General features: G+C 56.1%; 15 protein-coding genes. 10 read left to right on the top strand and 5 right to left on the bottom strand.

Annotated elements, in window-relative coordinates; all coding sequences use genetic code 11:
* The 5 genes from ABJK70_RS08530 to lysS form a co-directional block, all read left to right on the top strand.
* On the top strand, nt 1-276 hold a 276-nt coding region (locus ABJK70_RS08530; RefSeq protein WP_347257772.1), incomplete at its 5' end, for an aminotransferase class V-fold PLP-dependent enzyme.
* A complete protein-coding gene (sufU, locus tag ABJK70_RS08525) occupies nt 276-731 on the top strand; it encodes a Fe-S cluster assembly sulfur transfer protein SufU (RefSeq protein ID WP_347257771.1) in 456 nt (151 codons plus the stop codon). The genes ABJK70_RS08530 and sufU, both read left to right, overlap by 1 nt.
* A gap of 15 nt (nt 732-746) precedes the next feature.
* A complete protein-coding gene (locus ABJK70_RS08520) occupies nt 747-1,067 on the top strand; it encodes a non-heme iron oxygenase ferredoxin subunit (RefSeq protein ID WP_077730331.1) in 321 nt (106 codons plus the stop codon).
* A gap of 94 nt (nt 1,068-1,161) precedes the next feature.
* Nucleotides 1,162-2,260 (top strand): peptide chain release factor 2 gene (gene prfB / locus ABJK70_RS08515; RefSeq protein ID WP_133719003.1). Its coding sequence is split into 2 segments (ribosomal slippage): nt 1,162-1,236 and nt 1,238-2,260, totalling 1,098 coding nucleotides; the frame shifts between segments, so codons are not numbered across the junction.
* Nucleotides 2,261-2,361: 101 nt separating this feature from the next.
* Nucleotides 2,362-3,852 carry a lysine--tRNA ligase gene (gene lysS / locus ABJK70_RS08510; protein ID WP_077730329.1) on the top strand — a complete coding sequence of 497 codons (1,491 nt, stop codon included), beginning with the start codon at nt 2,362-2,364 and terminating at the stop codon, nt 3,850-3,852.
* Nucleotides 3,853-3,926: 74 nt separating this feature from the next.
* Here the strand turns inward: lysS and ABJK70_RS08505 are convergent, their stop codons facing one another.
* From ABJK70_RS08505 to ABJK70_RS08490, 4 genes are all read right to left on the bottom strand, one after another.
* Nucleotides 3,927-4,799: a substrate-binding domain-containing protein gene (locus tag ABJK70_RS08505; RefSeq protein WP_077730328.1), complete on the bottom strand. Its 873-nt coding sequence runs from the start codon at nt 4,797-4,799 to the stop codon at nt 3,927-3,929.
* Between the two features lie 138 nt (nt 4,800-4,937).
* Nucleotides 4,938-6,803, bottom strand: coding sequence for a methanol/ethanol family PQQ-dependent dehydrogenase (locus tag ABJK70_RS08500; RefSeq protein ID WP_077730327.1), 1,866 nt, complete (start codon nt 6,801-6,803; stop codon nt 4,938-4,940).
* Between the two features lie 295 nt (nt 6,804-7,098).
* Complete coding sequence (gene fdhF, locus ABJK70_RS08495; protein WP_347257770.1) at nt 7,099-9,876, bottom strand: formate dehydrogenase subunit alpha; 2,778 nt, start codon at nt 9,874-9,876, stop codon at nt 7,099-7,101.
* 27 nt (nt 9,877-9,903) lie between these two features.
* On the bottom strand, nt 9,904-11,601 hold the full coding sequence (locus ABJK70_RS08490) for an NAD(P)H-dependent oxidoreductase subunit E (protein ID WP_077730409.1): 1,698 nt from the start codon (nt 11,599-11,601) through the stop codon (nt 9,904-9,906).
* A 202-nt stretch (nt 11,602-11,803) separates the two neighbouring features.
* On the opposite strand from ABJK70_RS08490, the gene ABJK70_RS08485 reads away from it, so the two are divergent.
* From ABJK70_RS08485 to ABJK70_RS08475, 3 genes are read left to right on the top strand one after another with little or no spacing between them, the layout of a single operon-like run.
* A complete protein-coding gene (locus ABJK70_RS08485; RefSeq protein WP_077730325.1) occupies nt 11,804-12,709 on the top strand; it encodes a LysR substrate-binding domain-containing protein in 906 nt (301 codons plus the stop codon).
* Nucleotides 12,709-13,638, top strand: coding sequence for a quinoprotein relay system zinc metallohydrolase 2 (locus tag ABJK70_RS08480; RefSeq protein WP_347257769.1), 930 nt, complete (start codon nt 12,709-12,711; stop codon nt 13,636-13,638). Before ABJK70_RS08485 ends, ABJK70_RS08480 begins: the two co-directional genes overlap by 1 nt.
* Before the next feature lie 31 nt (nt 13,639-13,669).
* Nucleotides 13,670-14,488 carry a quinoprotein dehydrogenase-associated SoxYZ-like carrier gene (locus ABJK70_RS08475; RefSeq protein WP_086134247.1) on the top strand — a complete coding sequence of 273 codons (819 nt, stop codon included), beginning with the start codon at nt 13,670-13,672 and terminating at the stop codon, nt 14,486-14,488.
* Between the two features lie 63 nt (nt 14,489-14,551).
* On the opposite strand, the gene glgX is transcribed toward ABJK70_RS08475, so the two are convergent.
* Complete coding sequence (gene glgX / locus ABJK70_RS08470; protein ID WP_347257768.1) at nt 14,552-16,765, bottom strand: glycogen debranching protein GlgX; 2,214 nt, start codon at nt 16,763-16,765, stop codon at nt 14,552-14,554.
* 239 nt (nt 16,766-17,004) lie between these two features.
* Between glgX and ABJK70_RS08465 the strand changes: the two genes are divergently transcribed.
* Nucleotides 17,005-17,235 carry a hypothetical protein gene (locus tag ABJK70_RS08465; protein WP_139841078.1) on the top strand — a complete coding sequence of 77 codons (231 nt, stop codon included), beginning with the start codon at nt 17,005-17,007 and terminating at the stop codon, nt 17,233-17,235.
* Between the two features lie 294 nt (nt 17,236-17,529).
* On the top strand, nt 17,530-17,758 hold a 229-nt coding region (locus ABJK70_RS08460; RefSeq protein WP_347257767.1), incomplete at its 3' end, for a methane monooxygenase/ammonia monooxygenase subunit C.

The following is a 17,758-nucleotide window of genomic DNA, read 5'->3' as shown; positions in this document are numbered from 1 at the left end:
GCCCTCGAAATTCCGCAATTGACTATCGTCGGCACCGCAGAACGGAAAGGCGCCATCCTGTCGTTTACGCTGGAGCGCATACACCCCCACGACATCGGCACGATTCTGGATCACCTCGGCATCGCCATCCGGGCAGGACACCATTGCGCCATGCCGGTGATGGACTTCTTCGGCGTGCCCGCGACCGCCCGCGCCTCCTTCGGGCTCTACAATACCTTCGAGGAAATCGATATCCTGGTGGACGGTATTCGAAAAGTCATCGAGGTGTTCGGCTAATGCTGGATCAGATCAGGGATCTCTATCAGGAAGTCGTATTCGACCATAACCGCAACCCGCGCAATTTCCGGGTGATGGAAGACGCCAACCGCAAGATCGAGGGGTTCAACCCCTTGTGCGGCGACAAAATCACGCTTTACGTCAAAGTCAACGACGGCGTAATCGAGGACGTGAGCTTCCAAGGCTCGGGCTGCGCCATTTCGACGGCCTCGGCCTCGCTCATGACCGAAATCGTCAAAGGCCACACCGAGGACGAGGCCCAGCACTTGTTCGATCTGTTCCATCGCATCACCACCGGCAAGAACGACGACGCCGTGAACCTGGAAGAAATCGGCAAACTGGCGGTCCTGTCGGGCGTACGCGCCTACCCGGCCCGGGTGAAATGCGCCACCCTGGCCTGGCATTCGTTGCAAGCGGCTCTCAAGAACGAAGCCGACACCGTCAGTACCGAATAAAGAGAGAGTCGTTTCATGTCCGACTGGATCGATGTCGCCCGTGAAGGCAGTCTTCAAAACGGCGAGCATGTCGTCGTGGATGTCGACGGAACCGACGTCGCCGTATTCATGATCGACGGCGAGTATTATGCCGTCGAGGATGTCTGTACCCACGATGGCGCCGAGATCGCGAGCGGCCGGCTGGAAGGCTGCGAAATCGTCTGCCCTCGCCATGGCGCCCGCTTCTGCCTAAAGACCGGCAAAGTCCTCAAGCCCCCGGCCTATGAGGACCTCCCGTGCTTTCCGGTCCGCATCGCAAACGGCATGATTCAGGTGCGAGACGAGCGCTGGGACTGATGCCGAGTTGAGCCGCACGCTTCCGCTCGTTTTTCTTCTCGCTCATCTGTAGTACTATCGCGGTTTTTTCGCCGGATACTGAAAACCATTCACCATGCGCGAACTCAATCCCCTCTACAACCAAATCAAAGACTTGAAGAGCCGCCAGGCAGCTCTTAGGGGGTACCTTTGACTTCGATACCAAACGGGAGCGGCTGGACGAAGTTTTAAAGGAACTGGAAGACCCAAAGATCTGGGACGACCCCGAAAGGGCCCAAAATCTGGGACGCGAGCGCACGCAGCTCGAGTCGGTCGTCAACAACCTGGTCAGCATCGAGCAGGGCGTGAACGACGCCGAGGAACTCCTCGAACTGGCGGTGGAAGAAGACGACGAAGCAACCGTGGACACCGTGGCTGCCGATCTCGAACGCTTCGAAAAGCTGGTAGCCGATCTCGAGTTCCGGCGCATGTTCGCCGGCGAAATGGACCCGAACAATGCCTTCCTCGACATTCAGGCGGGGTCCGGCGGCACCGAGGCCCAGGACTGGGCGGAAATGCTGGAACGCATGTATCTTCGCTGGGGCGAACGCCGCGGCTTCAAGACCGAACTGATCGAAGAGTCGCCCGGTGACGTTGCCGGCATCAAGAGCGCTACCATCCGCTTCGAGGGCGAATATGCCTACGGCTGGCTGCGAACCGAAACCGGCGTGCACCGTCTGGTCCGAAAATCACCGTTCGACTCCGGCAATCGTCGGCATACCTCGTTCTCCTCGGTATTCGTTTCGCCCGAAGTGGACGACACGATCGATATCGAAATCAATCCGGCCGATCTCCGCACCGACGTATACCGGGCCAGCGGCGCCGGCGGACAGCACGTCAACCGAACCGAATCCGCCGTGCGCATCACGCACGTTCCCAGCGGCATCGTGGTACAGTGCCAGACCGAACGGTCCCAGCACGCCAACCGCGACCGATGCATGAAACAGCTTCGGGCGAAGCTCTACGAGATGGAGATGCTGAAGCGCAACGCGGAAAAGCAAAAACTGGAAGATTCCAAGTCCGACATCGGCTGGGGCAGCCAGATTCGCTCGTACGTACTGGACCAATCAAGGATCAAGGATTTGCGCACCGGGGTCGAAACCGGCAACCCGCAAGCCGTGCTGGACGGCGATCTGGACATGTTCATCGAAGCCAGCTTGAAAAGCGGCCTGTGAGGCTTAAAGGCGGTCGGAGTATGCCCGGCCCGCCGCAAACAGCCTGGTTTACTCCGCTCAAGCGGAGCTTTCCCTGAAACATTTTCGTAACAAGAAACGGTATGACCGAACAACTCGACGAAAACAAACTCATCGCTCAGAGGCGGGAAAAACTGACTGAATTGCGTCGGAGCGGCATTGCCTTCCCCAACGATTTCCGGCGCAACACACTGGTACAGGCACTTCATGACCAATACGGGGACGAGGATGGCGCCACCCTCGAAACGCGCAACATCCGGGTGAAAGCCGCCGGGCGACTCATGGGTAAGCGACTGATGGGCAAGGCGAGCTTTGCCCATATTCAGGACATGTCCGGCCGCATTCAGATTTTCCTGCAGAAGGATGCCCTGCCGGAAGGCGAATATGAAGCCTTCAAGCACTGGGACATCGGCGATATCATCGGCGTCGAGGGAACGGCGTTTCGAACCAAGACCGGCGAGCTGTCCATACGAGCCACGGGCATTCGCCTTCTTACCAAATCACTGCGCCCCTTGCCGGAGAAATTTCACGGCCTAACGGACGAAGAAACCCGCCACCGGCAGCGCTATGTCGACCTCGTCATGAATGAGGATTCGCGGCGAGTGTTCAAGATGCGCAGTACCATCGTTCAGTTTATTCGGCAGTTTCTGCTCGAGCGGGACTTCCTCGAAGTGGAAACCCCGATGATGCAAGTGATTCCGGGAGGAGCTCGGGCCAAGCCGTTCATCACCCATCACAACGCGCTCGATATGGATTTGTATCTTCGTATCGCGCCGGAGCTTTACCTGAAGCGCCTCGTCGTCGGCGGGTTCGAAAAGGTTTTCGAGATCAACCGCAGCTTCCGCAACGAAGGATTGTCCACCAAGCACAATCCGGAGTTCACGATGCTGGAGTTCTATCAGGCCTATGCAGACTACCGGGACTTGATGGACTTGTCCGAGGAAATGCTACGCGGCCTAGCCGTTAAGCTCTTCGGAAGCGCCACCGTCGTACACGAGAGTCAAAGTTACGATTTGGCGCAGCCGTTCGAACGGCTGACCGTACTCGAATCGATTCTTCGCTACAATCCGGACCTGACGGCTGAGGATCTCGCCGATCGCGATCGGGCGGCCCAAGTTGCGGAGCGCCTGGGTTATCTCGTCACCCCAGGCGATGGTCTAGGCAAACTCCAGACCGAGATTTTCGAGAAAACCGTAGAGCATCGACTGATGGGTCCGGTATTCATCACGGAATATCCCACCGAAACATCGCCCCTGGCCCGCCGCAACGATCAGAATGCATTCGTGACCGACCGATTCGAGCTGTTCATCGGCGGACGGGAAATCGCCAATGGCTTCTCGGAGCTGAACGACCCGGAAGATCAAGCGGAGCGGTTCAAAAAACAGGTTGCAGACAAGGATGCCGGGGATGAAGAAGCGATGCACTACGATGCGGACTATATCCGCGCTTTGGAATACGGGCTGCCGCCGACCGCGGGCGAGGGCATCGGCATAGACCGGTTAGTAATGTTCTTCACCGATTCGCCCTCGATCCGCGACGTCATTCTCTTCCCGCACATGCGGCGAGAAAGCTGAAAAACCCCGGTTTACCGGAACCGTCATAACGAGGCAGGGGCAAGGCTTCACCGCCCTGCCCCTCCCGCCATATCTTATTTTTTTCTTTTATTTGCCGCTTCGATCAGGTTTCCATTCTGATCGACCAAGGGCACGCGATACTCGTGTAGTAACGCTTCGATCTTCTTCGCGTTTCGTTCGATCAAAGAGTTCAACTCCTCTTTCCGCTCCTTGTCGGGAAAGCGGACGGCCATCGAGATAGGGAAGTCGAATTTGACCGACTCTTCCGACTTCATGGGTATCATCCCGAAAGCCCCGGGTTTCCCTTGAGTGACGAGGTAACCGGCGATCGGCCCCCAAACGATGACCATATCGATTTTCCCTTCAGAGAAATCCTTCGCAAGAATCTGAGCGGTATTGACCGACGCATCTCCCGACATGCTTTGATAAGGTATCCCTTGATCGGCGAGTTGATGATTGAATAGCCAGGTTGTGCCTGGCGCTCCATCGAACATGGCGATGCGCAGCTTGCTCTTCCGTTCGTCCGGAAGACGTTCAAGATCTTCGGGCGATTTGATGTCGTCCCAGCCGCGATTTTTCCGGTAAACCAAGGCATACGTCGAACGGTAATAAGGCTTGGTGGTCGCGGCGAGCTCATATCCGGTAGGCACGCCCATCACCACGTCGCACTTGTATTCGTCGGAGTCCGGCAATTGCGCTTTTAAAGTATTCCGAATGAAGCCGATCCGCTGCGGGAACCAGGTGTATTCGACTTTTTTTCCCAACTCCTTAGCGAACAGCTCGGCAATTTTGTTCTCGAAACCATGACCGTTCTTATCTGAGAAAGGTGGATTGTTCGGGTCTGCGCAAACCTTGAAAGCATCTTTATCCGCTTGAGCCACGGAAAAAGGCATCAACAATGACGCCAAAAGCACCACTGCCCGACGGGTATCGCACCTAACGGTCATGAAGGACTCCTTTATAGCTTGAACAAACGTCTTTAAGACCAAGAGTAAACGTAAAAATTCGGCATTCAAAACCACTACAAAAAGAACGCCCCGGCTGACGAATCAGCCAGGGCGTACTATACAACTAACGCTTTAGATTTATTTGTTAGGCAGAGCGAATACGGTGAATACGCCGCCCAGTTTGGTGTAGTTGCTGAGGCTACGGTATGCGCCTACAGCACCCAACCCTTCGCTTTCGCCTTCGAGGCCAGCGGCCATACCGATACCGGCCCAGCCACCGAGACCCGACATAACGCCGACATACTGCTTGCCTTTGTAGCTCCAGGTGTTGACGTTGCCGATGATGCCCGACGGGGTCTTGAACTTGTAAAGTTCTTGGCCGGTCTTGGCGTCAACCGCTTTCAAGTAGCCTTCCAAGGTGCCGTAGAACACGACATCGCCAGCGGTTGCAACCGCGCCACTCCATACGGAGAACGGTTCGTCCTTAGCCCAAACGATCTTGCCGGTCGTCGGATCCCAGGCGGTGAATACGCCGAGGTTATGCGAACCGTTCTTCTCGCCGGTCTTGGCGTCAACACCGGCCGGGAACATGGTGAGAGTCGCGCCGACGTACGGCTGACCTGCCGTGTACTCGACTTCGAAAGGCTCGTAGTTCATGCACACGTGGTTGCCCGGAATATAGACCAAATTGGTCCGGGGCGAGAACGCGATCGGCTGCTGGTCCTTGCTACCCAGAGCGGCCGGGCAGATCCCTGTGGTGTTGTGGTCGGGACCGCCCTTGTGCGTGCTGTATTGGTCGACCACCTGCGGACGGCCGGTCTTCATGTCGACGTGGCTGGCCCAGTTGACGGCCTTGTCGAATTTCTCGGCAACCAGAAGCTCGCCGGTTTCACGGTCGAGCGTATAGCCGAAACCGTTACGATCGAAGTGGACGATCAACTTGTCGTGCTCCTTGCCGTTCTTGTCGGTCATTTTCAGATCGATCAAGGGCGTCTCATTGATGCCGTCATAGTCCCATTCGTCGTGCGGGGTCATCTGATAAACCCACTTGGCCACGCCGGTATCCGCATCGCGAGCCCAGAGGGTCATCGACCATTTGTTGTCGCCGGGACGCTGACTCGGATTCCAGGTACCGGGGTTGCCGGAGCCGTAGTAGACCAGATTGAGTTTCGGATCGTAGCTGTACCAGCCCCAGGTGGTGCCACCGCCGAGCTTCCACTGATCGCCTTCCCAGGTTTTCACGCTGGAGTCCTTGCCGACCGGCGCCATTTTGCCGTCGGTCCAGGTCATGGTCTTTTCCGGATCGACCTTGATGTCGGAATCCGGACCCATGCTGTAGGCTTTCCAAGCCAAGGTACCGTCTTTGATGTTGTAAGCCGCGAGGAAACCGCGCACACCAAACTCGCCGCCGGCGATACCGGTGATGACCTTATCCTTTACCACCAGCGGAGCGTTGGTGCTGGTCATGCCGAGCTTGGGTTCGCCGTTCTTGGTCTTCCACACCACTTTGCCGGTCTTGGCGTCCAAGGCAACCAGCGTAGCGTCACCCTGAGCCAGGAAGATCTTGCCGTCGCCGTACGCGAGACCACGGTTTACCACGTCGCAGCACATGACCGAGATAACCTGGTTGGGATCGACATCCTTATCGGGTGAGTAAGAGTACTCCCAGATTACGGACTGAGTGCCTTGATCCAGCGCATAAACCTTGTGCGGGTAAGGCGTCTGAATATAGATCACATCATTGATGACGAGAGGGCCACCTTCGTGACCACGCAGCATGCCGGTCGAGAAAGTCCAGACAGGCTGAAGATCCTTTACGTTCTTATTATTGATCTGGTCCAGCGCGCTGTAGCGCATGCCATAGTAATCCCCGCCCCAACTCGCGAAGTTCTTGGGGTCCTTCGTGAGGGCTTCGACTTCGGTATTGGCTTGGGAAATCCCCGGGGCTGCCAGCAACGATGCGACCGACGTTGCGACCAGCCAACTTTTCACGGGTTTTTTCATCTCTTTTCCTCCTCGTATTCTGTATACACAGAGTACGTTTTGTTAACGATAAGTTACCCTAAAAACAATAGGACGGATTTTATGTTGCGTAAGGAAACATTCCCTAAGGTACTCGTGGAAATTCCCCGACAAGCCCGTCTGCGTGCGTAAGTTGAAGTATTTCGGATTAAAAGTCAATAATGCAAGAACTGCTGCGAAGCCCGGCACAGCACGGTTAGACGGGTTTTTTGGGCAACACGCAAGAAAGCCCTGACGACAAATCCGCCGTCAGGGCTGCCCTAGATCAATCTATCGATTAACTGATCCGTTCGGACAACTTGCCGCCGGGTGTAACTTTGACGGCGCAGAACTTGAATTCAGGTATTTTACCGTAGGGATCCAACGCCTCGTTGGTGATCAGATTGGCCGAGGCTTCGTTGTAACAGAAGGCCATGAATAAGCTTCCCGGCTGCAACCCAGTATCGCCCCTCGCATAGGCGGAGATCTTGCCGCGCCTCGATTCGATGGTAATCAATTCGCCCGGCTTGCCGCCCAAGGCTTCCAAGTCGAGCGGATGAATCGAGACAACCGGATCGGGCTCGATCGCATCCAGAACGCTCGCATGCCGGGTCATACTGCCGGTATGCCAGTGCTCGAGCTGCCGGCCGGTAATGAAGACAAACGGATAGTCATTGTCGGGCAGTTCGTTCGCGCGGCTGAATACCGCAGGAACGAACAATCCCTTGCCGCCCTTGCGCGGAAACTCATCCACAAAAATGACCGGTTCACCGGGATCACCCTCTTGCTCGCACGGGTAGATGACGGAGTCGTCCCGCTCCAGCCGGTCCCAGGTAATACCGGCGATGCTGCCCATCGCCTGGCGCATTTCGTTGAACACATCCTTAGGGCCGGAGTAATTCCAGTCCAACCCCATACGCCGCGCGATTTCCTGAATGATCCACCAGTCCTGTCGAGCGTCGCCCGGCGGGTCGATGGCTTGCCGTCCCAACTGAACACGGCGATCCGTATTGGTAAAGGTCCCGGTCTTTTCTGGGAAAGCCGAGGCCGGCAGAATCACGTCGGCGAAGCCGGCCGTTTCGGTCAGGAAGATGTCCTGCACCACGCAGTGCTCCAGCATCGCCAAGGCTTCGCGGGCGTGGTTCTGATTGGGATCGGACATGGCCGGGTTTTCACCCTCGATATAGAGACCGTTCAGCTTGCCATCATGGATGGCATGGATGATTTCGACCACGGTAAGGCCTGGCTTGGGGTCGAGTTGAGTACTCCACAGCTTTTCGAACTTTGCGCGGACTTCGGCATCGCCGACCGGCTGATAATCCGGATAGACCATGGGGATAAGCCCCACATCGGACGCACCCTGCACGTTGTTTTGTCCGCGCAGCGGATGCAAACCGGTGCCCGGACGGCCGATCTGGCCGGTCATCAGAGCGAGAGAGATCAAGCAACGGGCATTGTCGGTACCGTGGACGTGCTGGGACACCCCCATTCCCCAGAGGATCATCGCCGCCTTGGACTTGGCATAAAGACGAGCCACCTCCTTGATGGTTTCCGCTGGGATGCCGCACACGGGAGCCATCAGGTCAGGATTGTAGTCCTTCAGGTGCTCTCTCAGCTGTTCGAAGCCTTCGGTGTGCTTTCGGATGTATTCCTCGTTGTATAGGCCTTCCGCAACGATGGTATGCATGATCGCGTTGAGCAAGGCCACGTCGGTATCCGGACGGAACTGCAGCGAATAGGTCGCGAAGCGACAAATTTCCGTGCGGATCGGATCCATCACGATGAGCTTGGTGCCGTTCCGCACTGCATTCTTGAACCACGTGGCCGCAACCGGGTGATTGACCGTGGGATTGGACCCGATGAGGACGATGACCTCGGCCTTCGCGACATCTTCCACCGGATTCGATACCGCGCCGGAACCGATGCACTCCAGCAAAGCCGCAACCGACGAGGCATGACACAAGCGGGTGCAATGATCGACGTTATTGGTGCCGAAGCCGGTACGCACCAGTTTCTGGAACAAATAAGCCTCTTCGTTGCTGCCTTTGGCCGAGCCAAAGCCGGCCAAAGCTTGGGGGCCCTTCTCGTCACGAATCTTGCGGAGTCCGGAAGCGGCGAAATCCAGTGCTTCCTCCCAGGTCGCCTCACGGAAGACCTGCTCGATGTCCTTAGGATCGAGCAGTTCCGTGGTCTTCGCCACGCCTTCCTTGCGGATCAGAGGCTTGGTCAGGCGCAAGGGATTGTGGACGTAATCGAAACCGAACCGACCCTTGACGCAGAGACGGCTGTGATTGGTATCGCCGTCGCGTCCATCGACGTAAAGGATCTTGTTGTCCTTGACGTTGAAGGTCAGAAGACACCCGACGCCGCAGTAAGGGCAGGTGGAATCGATCTTCTTGTCGGGTTCGACCAGGCCGACATTCTTGGACGGCATCAAGGCACCGGTCGGGCACGCCTGCACGCATTCACCGCAGGCCACGCAGGTACTCTCGCCCATCGGGTCGTCCTGATCGAAAACGATCTTGGAGTGATGCCCGCGGAACGCGTAGCCGATCACGTCATTCATCTGCTCTTCGCGGCAGGCCCGCACGCAACGCGTGCACTGGATGCAGGCGTCCAGATTCACGGCGATGGCGGGGTGCGAAAAATCGGGAGCCGGCTGCCCTCGACCGGGGAATCGAGGGTTCCCGACCTCCAGCTTGTCTGCCCAGAAATCCAGCTCGGAATGAGGGTTATAAGGCGATTTGCCTTGCTCCGGCATATCGGAGAGCAGAAGCTCCAGCACCAGCTTTTGAGAAGTGCGAGCCCTCTCGCTCGTGCTCGATACATCCATCCCTTCCTGCGGATAACGGCAACAGGACGGCGCCAGGACACGTTCGCCCTTGATCTCCACCACGCAGGCGCGACAATTGCCGTCCGGCCGGTAGCCGTCTTTGTAACACAGATGCGGGATCTCCTTACCCTGCCGCTTGGCCGCCTGAAGGATAGTTTCGCCTTCGAAAGCCTGAATGTCTTCGCCGTCGAGCTTGAATCCGACGGTCTTCGCTGTCTTTAAATCTTTGGGATTGGCAACCATATCTCGTTCCTACGGATTTCAGCTCGCTTACTTTTCAAGCTCTTGGGGGAAATACTTGAACACGCACTGCAAGGGATTTGCCGCCGCCTGACCAAGGCCGCAGATGGATGCATCGGTCATCACCTTGGAGATGTCGTCCAGCAAGGGCTTGTCCCATTGGTCCTTTTGCATGAGCCTGACCGCCTTGCCGGTACCGACCCGGCAAGGCGTGCATTGACCGCACGATTCTTCCTCGAAAAACTTCATGGCGTTGATCGCCATCGCCTTGGCGCTGTCCTGGTTGGACAGGATGACGACGGCAGCGGAGCCGATAAAACAGCCGTACTGATTCAAGGTGTCGAAATCCAGCGGAATATCGCCCATGGATGCCGGCAGAATTCCGCCGGAAGCGCCGCCGGGGAAGTAGCCGTAGAACTCGTGTCCCGGCAGCATGCCGCCGCAGTATTCGTCGATCAGCTCGCGCACGGTGATACCGGCGGGGGCCAGATGAACTCCCGGTTTCTGCACGCGCCCGCTGACCGAGAACGAACGCAATCCTTTACGGCCGTGCCGCCCGAACGAAGAGAACCACTCGGGTCCCTTCTCCAGAATGTCGCGCACCCAGAACACCGTCTCCATGTTGTGCTCCAGCGTGGGACGGCCGAACAAACCGACTTCGGCAACGAAGGGAGGACGGAGCCGCGGCATGCCGCGCTTGCCCTCGATGGATTCGATCATTGCCGACTCCTCGCCACAGATGTAGGCGCCGGCCCCCCGCCGTAGATGAATCGGCGGAATCAGGTGTGTTGCGGAAGGCGGATTGCTCTGCAGCTTGGCCAGTTCTTCGGTAAGAATCTTGCGGCAGGCGGCATACTCGTCGCGAAGATAGATATAGATCTCGCTGATGTCGACCGCCCACGCGGCGATCAGCATACCTTCGAGAAAACGGTGAGGATCGCTTTCCAGGTAATGGCGATCCTTGAAAGTGCCCGGCTCGCCCTCGTCGATGTTCACTGCCATGAGCCTCGGCCCCGGATAGCTACTGACGATCCGCCACTTGCGTCCCGCCGGAAAACCGGCGCCGCCCAGACCGCGCAAACCGGAATGCTCCATGGCATTAATCGCCCACTCGCGGTTGCGCTTGCCTTCGATGCATGCCTTCAGGGTTTGGTATCCGCCCTGAGCGATATACTGGGAATAATCGATGTAAGCCGGGACCTCGGCTTCGACCGCCCTGCTGACAACCGCCTGCTGTACTGTTTCTTCGTTGGCATTATCGATCGGATTTTGCCCCACCACGGCAACCGGCGCATGCTGGCAACGTCCGACGCATGGTGCCGGAATCACGCGGACCCCTTCTCCCAGCCCTTTTTGAAGTGCTTCCAGCAACGGCTTGGCGCCGGCCATTTCACAGGAAACCGACTCGCAAACGCGCACCGTCAAGGGCGGCGGAGGCGTCTCGTTCTCTTTGACCACATCGAAATGATGGTAGAAGGTAGCGACCTCATACACCTCGGCTGGAGAAAGCTTCATCTCATGGGCCAAGGCAACGACATGTTTTGCGGAAATATACTTGTAGGCATCCTGAATCTTATGCAGATGCTCGATCAGCAAATCCCGGCGACGCGGCGCTTCGCCGAGCAAGGCACGAATCTCCTCCAAGGCCTTGAGGTCGATCGGGCGCCCCTTGGGCGCCATCCTCTTATTTTTCTTGACTTTCTTAAAAGCAACCGGAGCTGTGGTCATACGGTGCATACCTTTAATATAGTGCTTCGGAAACAGCCGTTCTCGGGCCCAGCGCCCTCAACATCGGCAGAAACAACGCGTTCTAGCGGGTAGTCGAATCGGTGTACGCGACTGTAGCGGATGGGTCCATCAAATTCAAATCGATATTCATGAATTTTCCATTACTTTTCATGATGTTACGCATATTTATGCAGAATCATGTATGAACCTGCAGTCTCTCCTGACCTTTGCGATCGTGGCAAAGCTGAAAAGCATCACTCGAGCCGCTGAACAGCTGAATCTAGGCCAACCGGCCGTCTCCGGGCAGCTGAAGTTACTTCAGGATGCCGTCGGAGAACCGCTGTACGAGCGAGTCGGCCATCAAATCGTTTTGACACCGGCAGGCCAAGGTCTACTCGAATACGCCGAACGCATGGAACGCGACTATCGCGAGGCGAAGGACTACATCCGCCGCTTACAGCAGGTCAACGTCGGAACCTTGCGCATCGGCTCGACGATGACCATCGCCAGCTATTACCTACCCGAATACGTCGTGAGACTCCAAACCGACTACCCCGGCGTGCATGTGTATATCAATACCGGCAATACCCAAGAAATCGTGCAAAATCTTCCGGAGTTGGATTTGGCTTTCATCGAAGGCCCGGTCGCGACCGAGCAGTTATCCGCGCCATTCCGCATGCTGCCGTGGAAAGAGGACGAAATCGTGCTGATCGTCCCCCAGAATCATGAAATCGCGGAAATTTATCCGGAGGCCGTTCCTCTCGATGTTTTTACCCGCTACCAAATCATCTGGCGCGAACCGGGATCGGGTGCGAGGCAAGTCGTCGAAACCGCGTTGGCCGAAGCGCATATTACGGCGCCGGTCAATATCGAGGTGATGGGCGTCGCGGGCGTGAAAGAGTCTGTCCGGGCCGGACTCGGTATCGGTTTTGCCTCCATTCAGGCCATGCGCCATGAAAATAACAGCTTGGTATCACGGCGGATCAACCCGCCCGATGGCCTCCGCTGGCAGTTGAACATCATCGCGCCCGAAGCGAAAATGCGGTCGCGGGCCAGCCGCGCTTTGCTCGATCTATTGATCGCCAACGAAAAAGACACAAGACCTTAATGAAAGTTCCAGTTATTGCGCTCATCCTGTCGCTCACCGCGCTAAACGCCCCTGCCCAGACCGACATCCCCAAACTCTCGCTTCAGCAGGTCGCGCCGGGCATTTACGTTCACCAGGGCGTCCACGAACTGCCGGATAGCCACAACGGCGGCGAGATCGCCAATATCGGCTTCATAGTCGGCCAGCGTTGCGTGGCGGTGATTGATACCGGGGGCAGCCCGGAGCAAGGCCATGCCTTGAGAAGCGCCATCGAATCCATCACCACGATTCCGATCTGCTACGTCATCAACACCCACGTCCATCCGGATCACATCTACGGCAATATCGCATTCAAACAGCCCGGCGTCAGTTTCATCGGCCATCACAAGCTTGCCGAAGCCATGGCCATGCGCGCGCCCTTTTATCAAGAAAAGGCCGAGCGCGATCTCGGCTTCAGTTTAAAGATCGAGAACTTCGTGCCGCCCGATCATTCGGTTCGGGACACGCTCGTGCTAGAGCTCGGCGCCAGAACGCTGCTTTTGAGGGCACACAAGACATCCCACACCGACAACGATCTCAGCATTTACGATGCTCAAACCAAGACCCTTTGGCTTGCCGATCTCCTGTTCATGGGGCATTTACCCGTGGTTGACGGAAGCCTCAATGGCTGGCTCGCGACGATCGAGCAACTCAAAACGATCGATGCCAAGCTGGCAATACCGGGACACGGCCCGGTTTCGGCCGATTGGCCTGGAGCATTGGAGCCCGAGGAGCGCTATCTCAAGACTTTGCAGTCCGAGATCAGAGCGTTCATCAAAGATGACAAAACCATGGAGGATGCCATGGAGAACGTCGGTTTATCGGCCCGCGATGACTGGCAACTGTTCGACGAGTTCCATAAGAGGAATATTTCCACTGCATTCGCCGAACTGGAGTGGGAAGACGACTAAATCCCCGAACACTTACCCGGAGAGTAACTCAATGAAACAATTGATAGCGTTAAACAAAGGCCTATGGTTAGCCTTGGCCTACTTACTAGCAGTAACCGGCTCCGCGTTCGCCGCCGGCGAGGAAGAAGCGGCCTGGAACGGCGGACTCAGACAAAAATTTTTCGGCGACCGCGCAATCGAAGAGGGCAACCAAATCATCGAATTGACCGCCCCTTATCGCGCAGAAGATCCGGCCCTGGTACCGATCCAGATCAACAGCAAGATTCCGCAGACCAAGGATCGATACATCAAGACCGTGACCTTGATCATCGACAACAACCCGGTTCCATTCTCCGCCAACTTCCACTTCACACCGGACAGCGGAAAAGCCGACCTGGCCATGCGGGTACGCGTCAACGCCTACACCCATATTCGCGCCATCGCCGAGACCAATGACGGCAAGCTCCATATGAACAAAGTGTTCGTCAAAGCGAGCGGCGGCTGCTCGGCCCCCATAGGCACCGATCTTGAGGCAGCCATGGCACGCATGGGCAAGATGAAGTTCAAGCTGGACAATGAAAAAGCAGCCTTGCAACAGCCGAATTTGGCTCAACTGCTCATCAGTCATCCGAACATCACCGGCCTGCAGATGGATCAATTGACCCGGATGATCAAGCCGGCTCACTTCGTGGAAGAACTAAAAGTCAGCTTCAACGACAAACCGGTTCTCACGGCACAGACCGATATCGCCATCAGCGCCGACCCGAATTTCCGCTTCTATTTCGTGCCGGAAACGGCCGGAGAGTTGAAAGCCGAAATTCGAGACAATAAAGGAAATCAGTTTTCGGCCACTCAAACGGTAACGCCGTGAATGTTTCGTACATGTCTTAGAAACGCAAGACGGCCGGGACAGCCGGCCGTTTTCATTTTCAGACTAGCGATTACGCTCCGCAAGCAACACGATCATACTGCGCTCCTCGATCCGAATGGATGAGTTTCCGCCGAACGGGATGCCGTCGCCCGGCCGGCAAATATCGAAAGGCGGCGCGGCACTGGTATCGATCACCCTAAGCCAAGCCGAATCGTGCGGCAGATCCGGCAGTACGAAGTTTGTCGCATAGGTCAGCGGATTGAAGAGCAGACAAAGGTCTTGCCCTCCTTCTTTTTCCGCATAAATCCGACATCCCACCGCGCTCTCCGAATGCCAGTCGGGAACCTGCCCGGACGGATTGAACCAGCTCACGTCTTCTGGCCTATAGAACCTTTCCGACGACAGAACCGGGTGACGCGCGCGAAAGGCGATCATATTCCGCACGAATTCGAAGAATTCTTGATTCCGCGCCAGCAACCTCCAGTCGTACCAGGAAATCTCGTTGTCCTGGCAATAAGCGTTGTTGTTGCCTAGTTGAGTGCGACAGAACTCATCTCCGCCCAAAATCATCGGCACCCCGCGGGAAACGAAAAGCGTGGCGATGAAGTTCTTCATCTGCCTGAGCCGAATTCGATTGATGATCGGATCGTCGGTCGGACCTTCCACGCCGTAGTTGGCGCTGTGATTATCGTTCGAACCGTCCCGATTCTCTTCGCCATTGGCCAGATTGTGTTTGTACTCGTAGCTCACCAGATCGTTCAGCGTAAACCCGTCGTGACAGGTCACGAAGTTGATGCTGTTAACCGTCGCCTTCCCGCTATGCTCGTAAAGATCGGCGCTGCCGCATAATCGGCTGGCAAAAGCTCCGGCCGTGCCGAGATCGCCGCGCCAGTAGCGCCGCACGTCGTCACGATATTGGCCGTTCCACTCCGACCAGCGCTCTCCGGGAAAACGTCCGACCAAGTAGGCGCCGCCCGCATCCCAAGCCTCGGCGATCAGCTTTACGTCGCGCAGAATCGGGTCCTCGGCAATCTGCTCCAAGAGCGGCGCGTTGGCCACCAGATGGCCGTTGCGGTCTCGCCCCAAAATAGAGGCCAGATCGAAGCGGAAACCGTCCACGTGCATTTCCACGACCCAATACCGCAGACAGTCGAGAATGTAGTTGCGAACCACGGGATGGTTGCAGTTCATGGTATTGCCGCAACCGGAGAAATTCTTGTAGCGACTTTTATCGTCTTCCAGCAAGTAATAAATGCTGTTGTCCAGACCGCGGAAGTTGAGCGTCGGTCCGGTTTCATCGCCTTCCGCCGTGTGGTTGAACACAACATCGAGCAGCACCTCGATTCCGGCTTTGTGCAGGGCTTTGACCATCGTCTTGAATTCGTCGACCTGACAGCCGGGATACAGACGACTGCCATACCCCTCGAAAGGCGCGAAAAAAGCGATAGTGTTGTAGCCCCAGTAATTGCGGAGTCTCTCTCCGGTCAGAGGATTAACCGCGGTAACCTCATTAGGATTGAACTCCTGCAAAGGCATTAGCTCAACGGCCGTGATCCCGATCCGTTTGAAGTACGAAATTTTTTCGATAAGACCAAGATAACTGCCCGGCGACCTGACGCCGGACGATGGGTGCACCGTCAAACCGCGTACATGCGTTTCGTAAATCACCAGGCTAGACCATGGATGATAAAGTGGTCGATCGTCCTCCCAGTCAAAGCCGTTGCCGGTAACAAGATTTTTGGCGGCCACCGGGTTTTCTCGCTCGGAATCAGCGAGCGCAGTTGGTTTGGCATGAGGAGAAAAACCGGCAAAATTCCACTGTAGCGGCGTGGCAAGCGCCGTCGCGTACGGATCCAGCAGCATTTTCGTCGAATCGAAACGATGTCCTTGTTCAGGTGCAAAAGGCCCATCGACGCGAAAGGCGTAAACTAGATTCCTTCCTGCCCCCAGGACACAGATATGCCACATGTCGCCGGTCTTATGATGTTGCGAATCGAGCTCGATGACTTGAAACGGCTTGCTGGCATGCACATCTTCGAACAAAAGCAACCAAACGCGGGTCGCATGCCGACTAAACAGGGAGAAATTCACCCCGCCTTTGTGCAAATGAACTCCATGCGGAATAGGAGATCCCGCCGAATAGGAATAACGGGGCTTCATAGAGGGAATAACTGTGGTCGCATGATTGACGGATTTCATAAAACACGGATCGACGGTCTTGCGGTGGACTTGCATCAGTACCAATAGCTGCGCCGGTACTACCGCCTCGCCGATCAAGCGCCTCCCTTCTCATGGCTGGCTTATGAATGAGCCACAAACAATCCGCTTTACATTAGGCCGATCTTATCATCCTGATCACGGAACGAAAAACCCGCCCACTTCCGCATAATGGACAAACCGAATACGCAAAGTACACGAGTCGAGCCCGTCGCCACGCTGGCAGATCACCTCTTTTAGCTTGTTTTTCAAACGGTACTTGGATTTACGAACTTGCGGAAGATGGCGACGGCACCGTATTGACCATCACTGAACGAGAAAACATCCATAGCCCGCTGGCTCGATTCTTCGAACGCTTCGTGATCAGCTACTACGGTGTCATGGACGTCTATCTGATTGCCGCTGGTGATAAAGCTGGGCGACCCAGCCAGACCCCGCAACATCTCAGCGTAAAAATCGACGATCCGAGCCTGTCAGCCCGATCCGATCGGCACCAAATCCTGCCATCAACTTCGTCGAAAAATAATTGACACATCCTAGTTGACATCACTTATAAGCCGAGCATACAGTATTGACTCGATACCATTGGCTGCGGTTGGGCGTTCCGACAAACCTGCCGTACGCCGAAAAGTATCGGGATAGGCCCTGTATTTAGGGTTTCGAAGGGCTTCTCCGTATTTTCAACGCAGAAGCCGCACAGTTAAAAATTTCTTCCTACGGATCGGAATTTTTTTGTGCAGCTTTACTCTAAATCGGGGTCAGAGATGTCACGTACGTACTCTGGCATTCATTGGCAATTAACAACAAGCAATGGAGGTAAAACTATGGCTGCTACAACAGCAGGTGGCGTGGAAGCAAAAGAGCAACCCTTACTTAACGTAAAGTGGCTGACTTTTGCGTTCATGCTGTACACGGTCTTTTATTTTTGGGTTCGGTGGTATGAAGGGGTCTACGGCTGGTCCGCCGGTCTGGATTCGTTCGCACCGGAATTCGAGACGTACTGGATGAACTTCCTGTACACCGAAATCGTACTGGAAGTGGTCACCGCCTCGA

This window comes from Methylocaldum sp., assembly GCF_039794385.1.
Taxonomy (GTDB): Bacteria; Pseudomonadota; Gammaproteobacteria; order Methylococcales; family Methylococcaceae; genus Methylocaldum.
This window is presented reverse-complemented; position numbering and strand designations above follow the sequence as displayed.

Coding starts and splice junctions, on each gene's coding strand:
- sufU (WP_347257771.1), top strand. CDS start 276: ATGCTGGATCAGATCAGGGATCTCTATCAGGAAGTCGTATTCGACCAT.
- ABJK70_RS08520 (WP_077730331.1), top strand. CDS start 747: ATGTCCGACTGGATCGATGTCGCCCGTGAAGGCAGTCTTCAAAACGGC.
- lysS (WP_077730329.1), top strand. CDS start 2,362: ATGACCGAACAACTCGACGAAAACAAACTCATCGCTCAGAGGCGGGAA.
- ABJK70_RS08505 (WP_077730328.1), bottom strand. CDS start 4,799: ATGACCGTTAGGTGCGATACCCGTCGGGCAGTGGTGCTTTTGGCGTCA.
- ABJK70_RS08500 (WP_077730327.1), bottom strand. CDS start 6,803: ATGAAAAAACCCGTGAAAAGTTGGCTGGTCGCAACGTCGGTCGCATCG.
- fdhF (WP_347257770.1), bottom strand. CDS start 9,876: ATGGTTGCCAATCCCAAAGATTTAAAGACAGCGAAGACCGTCGGATTC.
- ABJK70_RS08490 (WP_077730409.1), bottom strand. CDS start 11,601: ATGACCACAGCTCCGGTTGCTTTTAAGAAAGTCAAGAAAAATAAGAGG.
- ABJK70_RS08485 (WP_077730325.1), top strand. CDS start 11,804: ATGAACCTGCAGTCTCTCCTGACCTTTGCGATCGTGGCAAAGCTGAAA.
- ABJK70_RS08480 (WP_347257769.1), top strand. CDS start 12,709: ATGAAAGTTCCAGTTATTGCGCTCATCCTGTCGCTCACCGCGCTAAAC.
- ABJK70_RS08475 (WP_086134247.1), top strand. CDS start 13,670: ATGAAACAATTGATAGCGTTAAACAAAGGCCTATGGTTAGCCTTGGCC.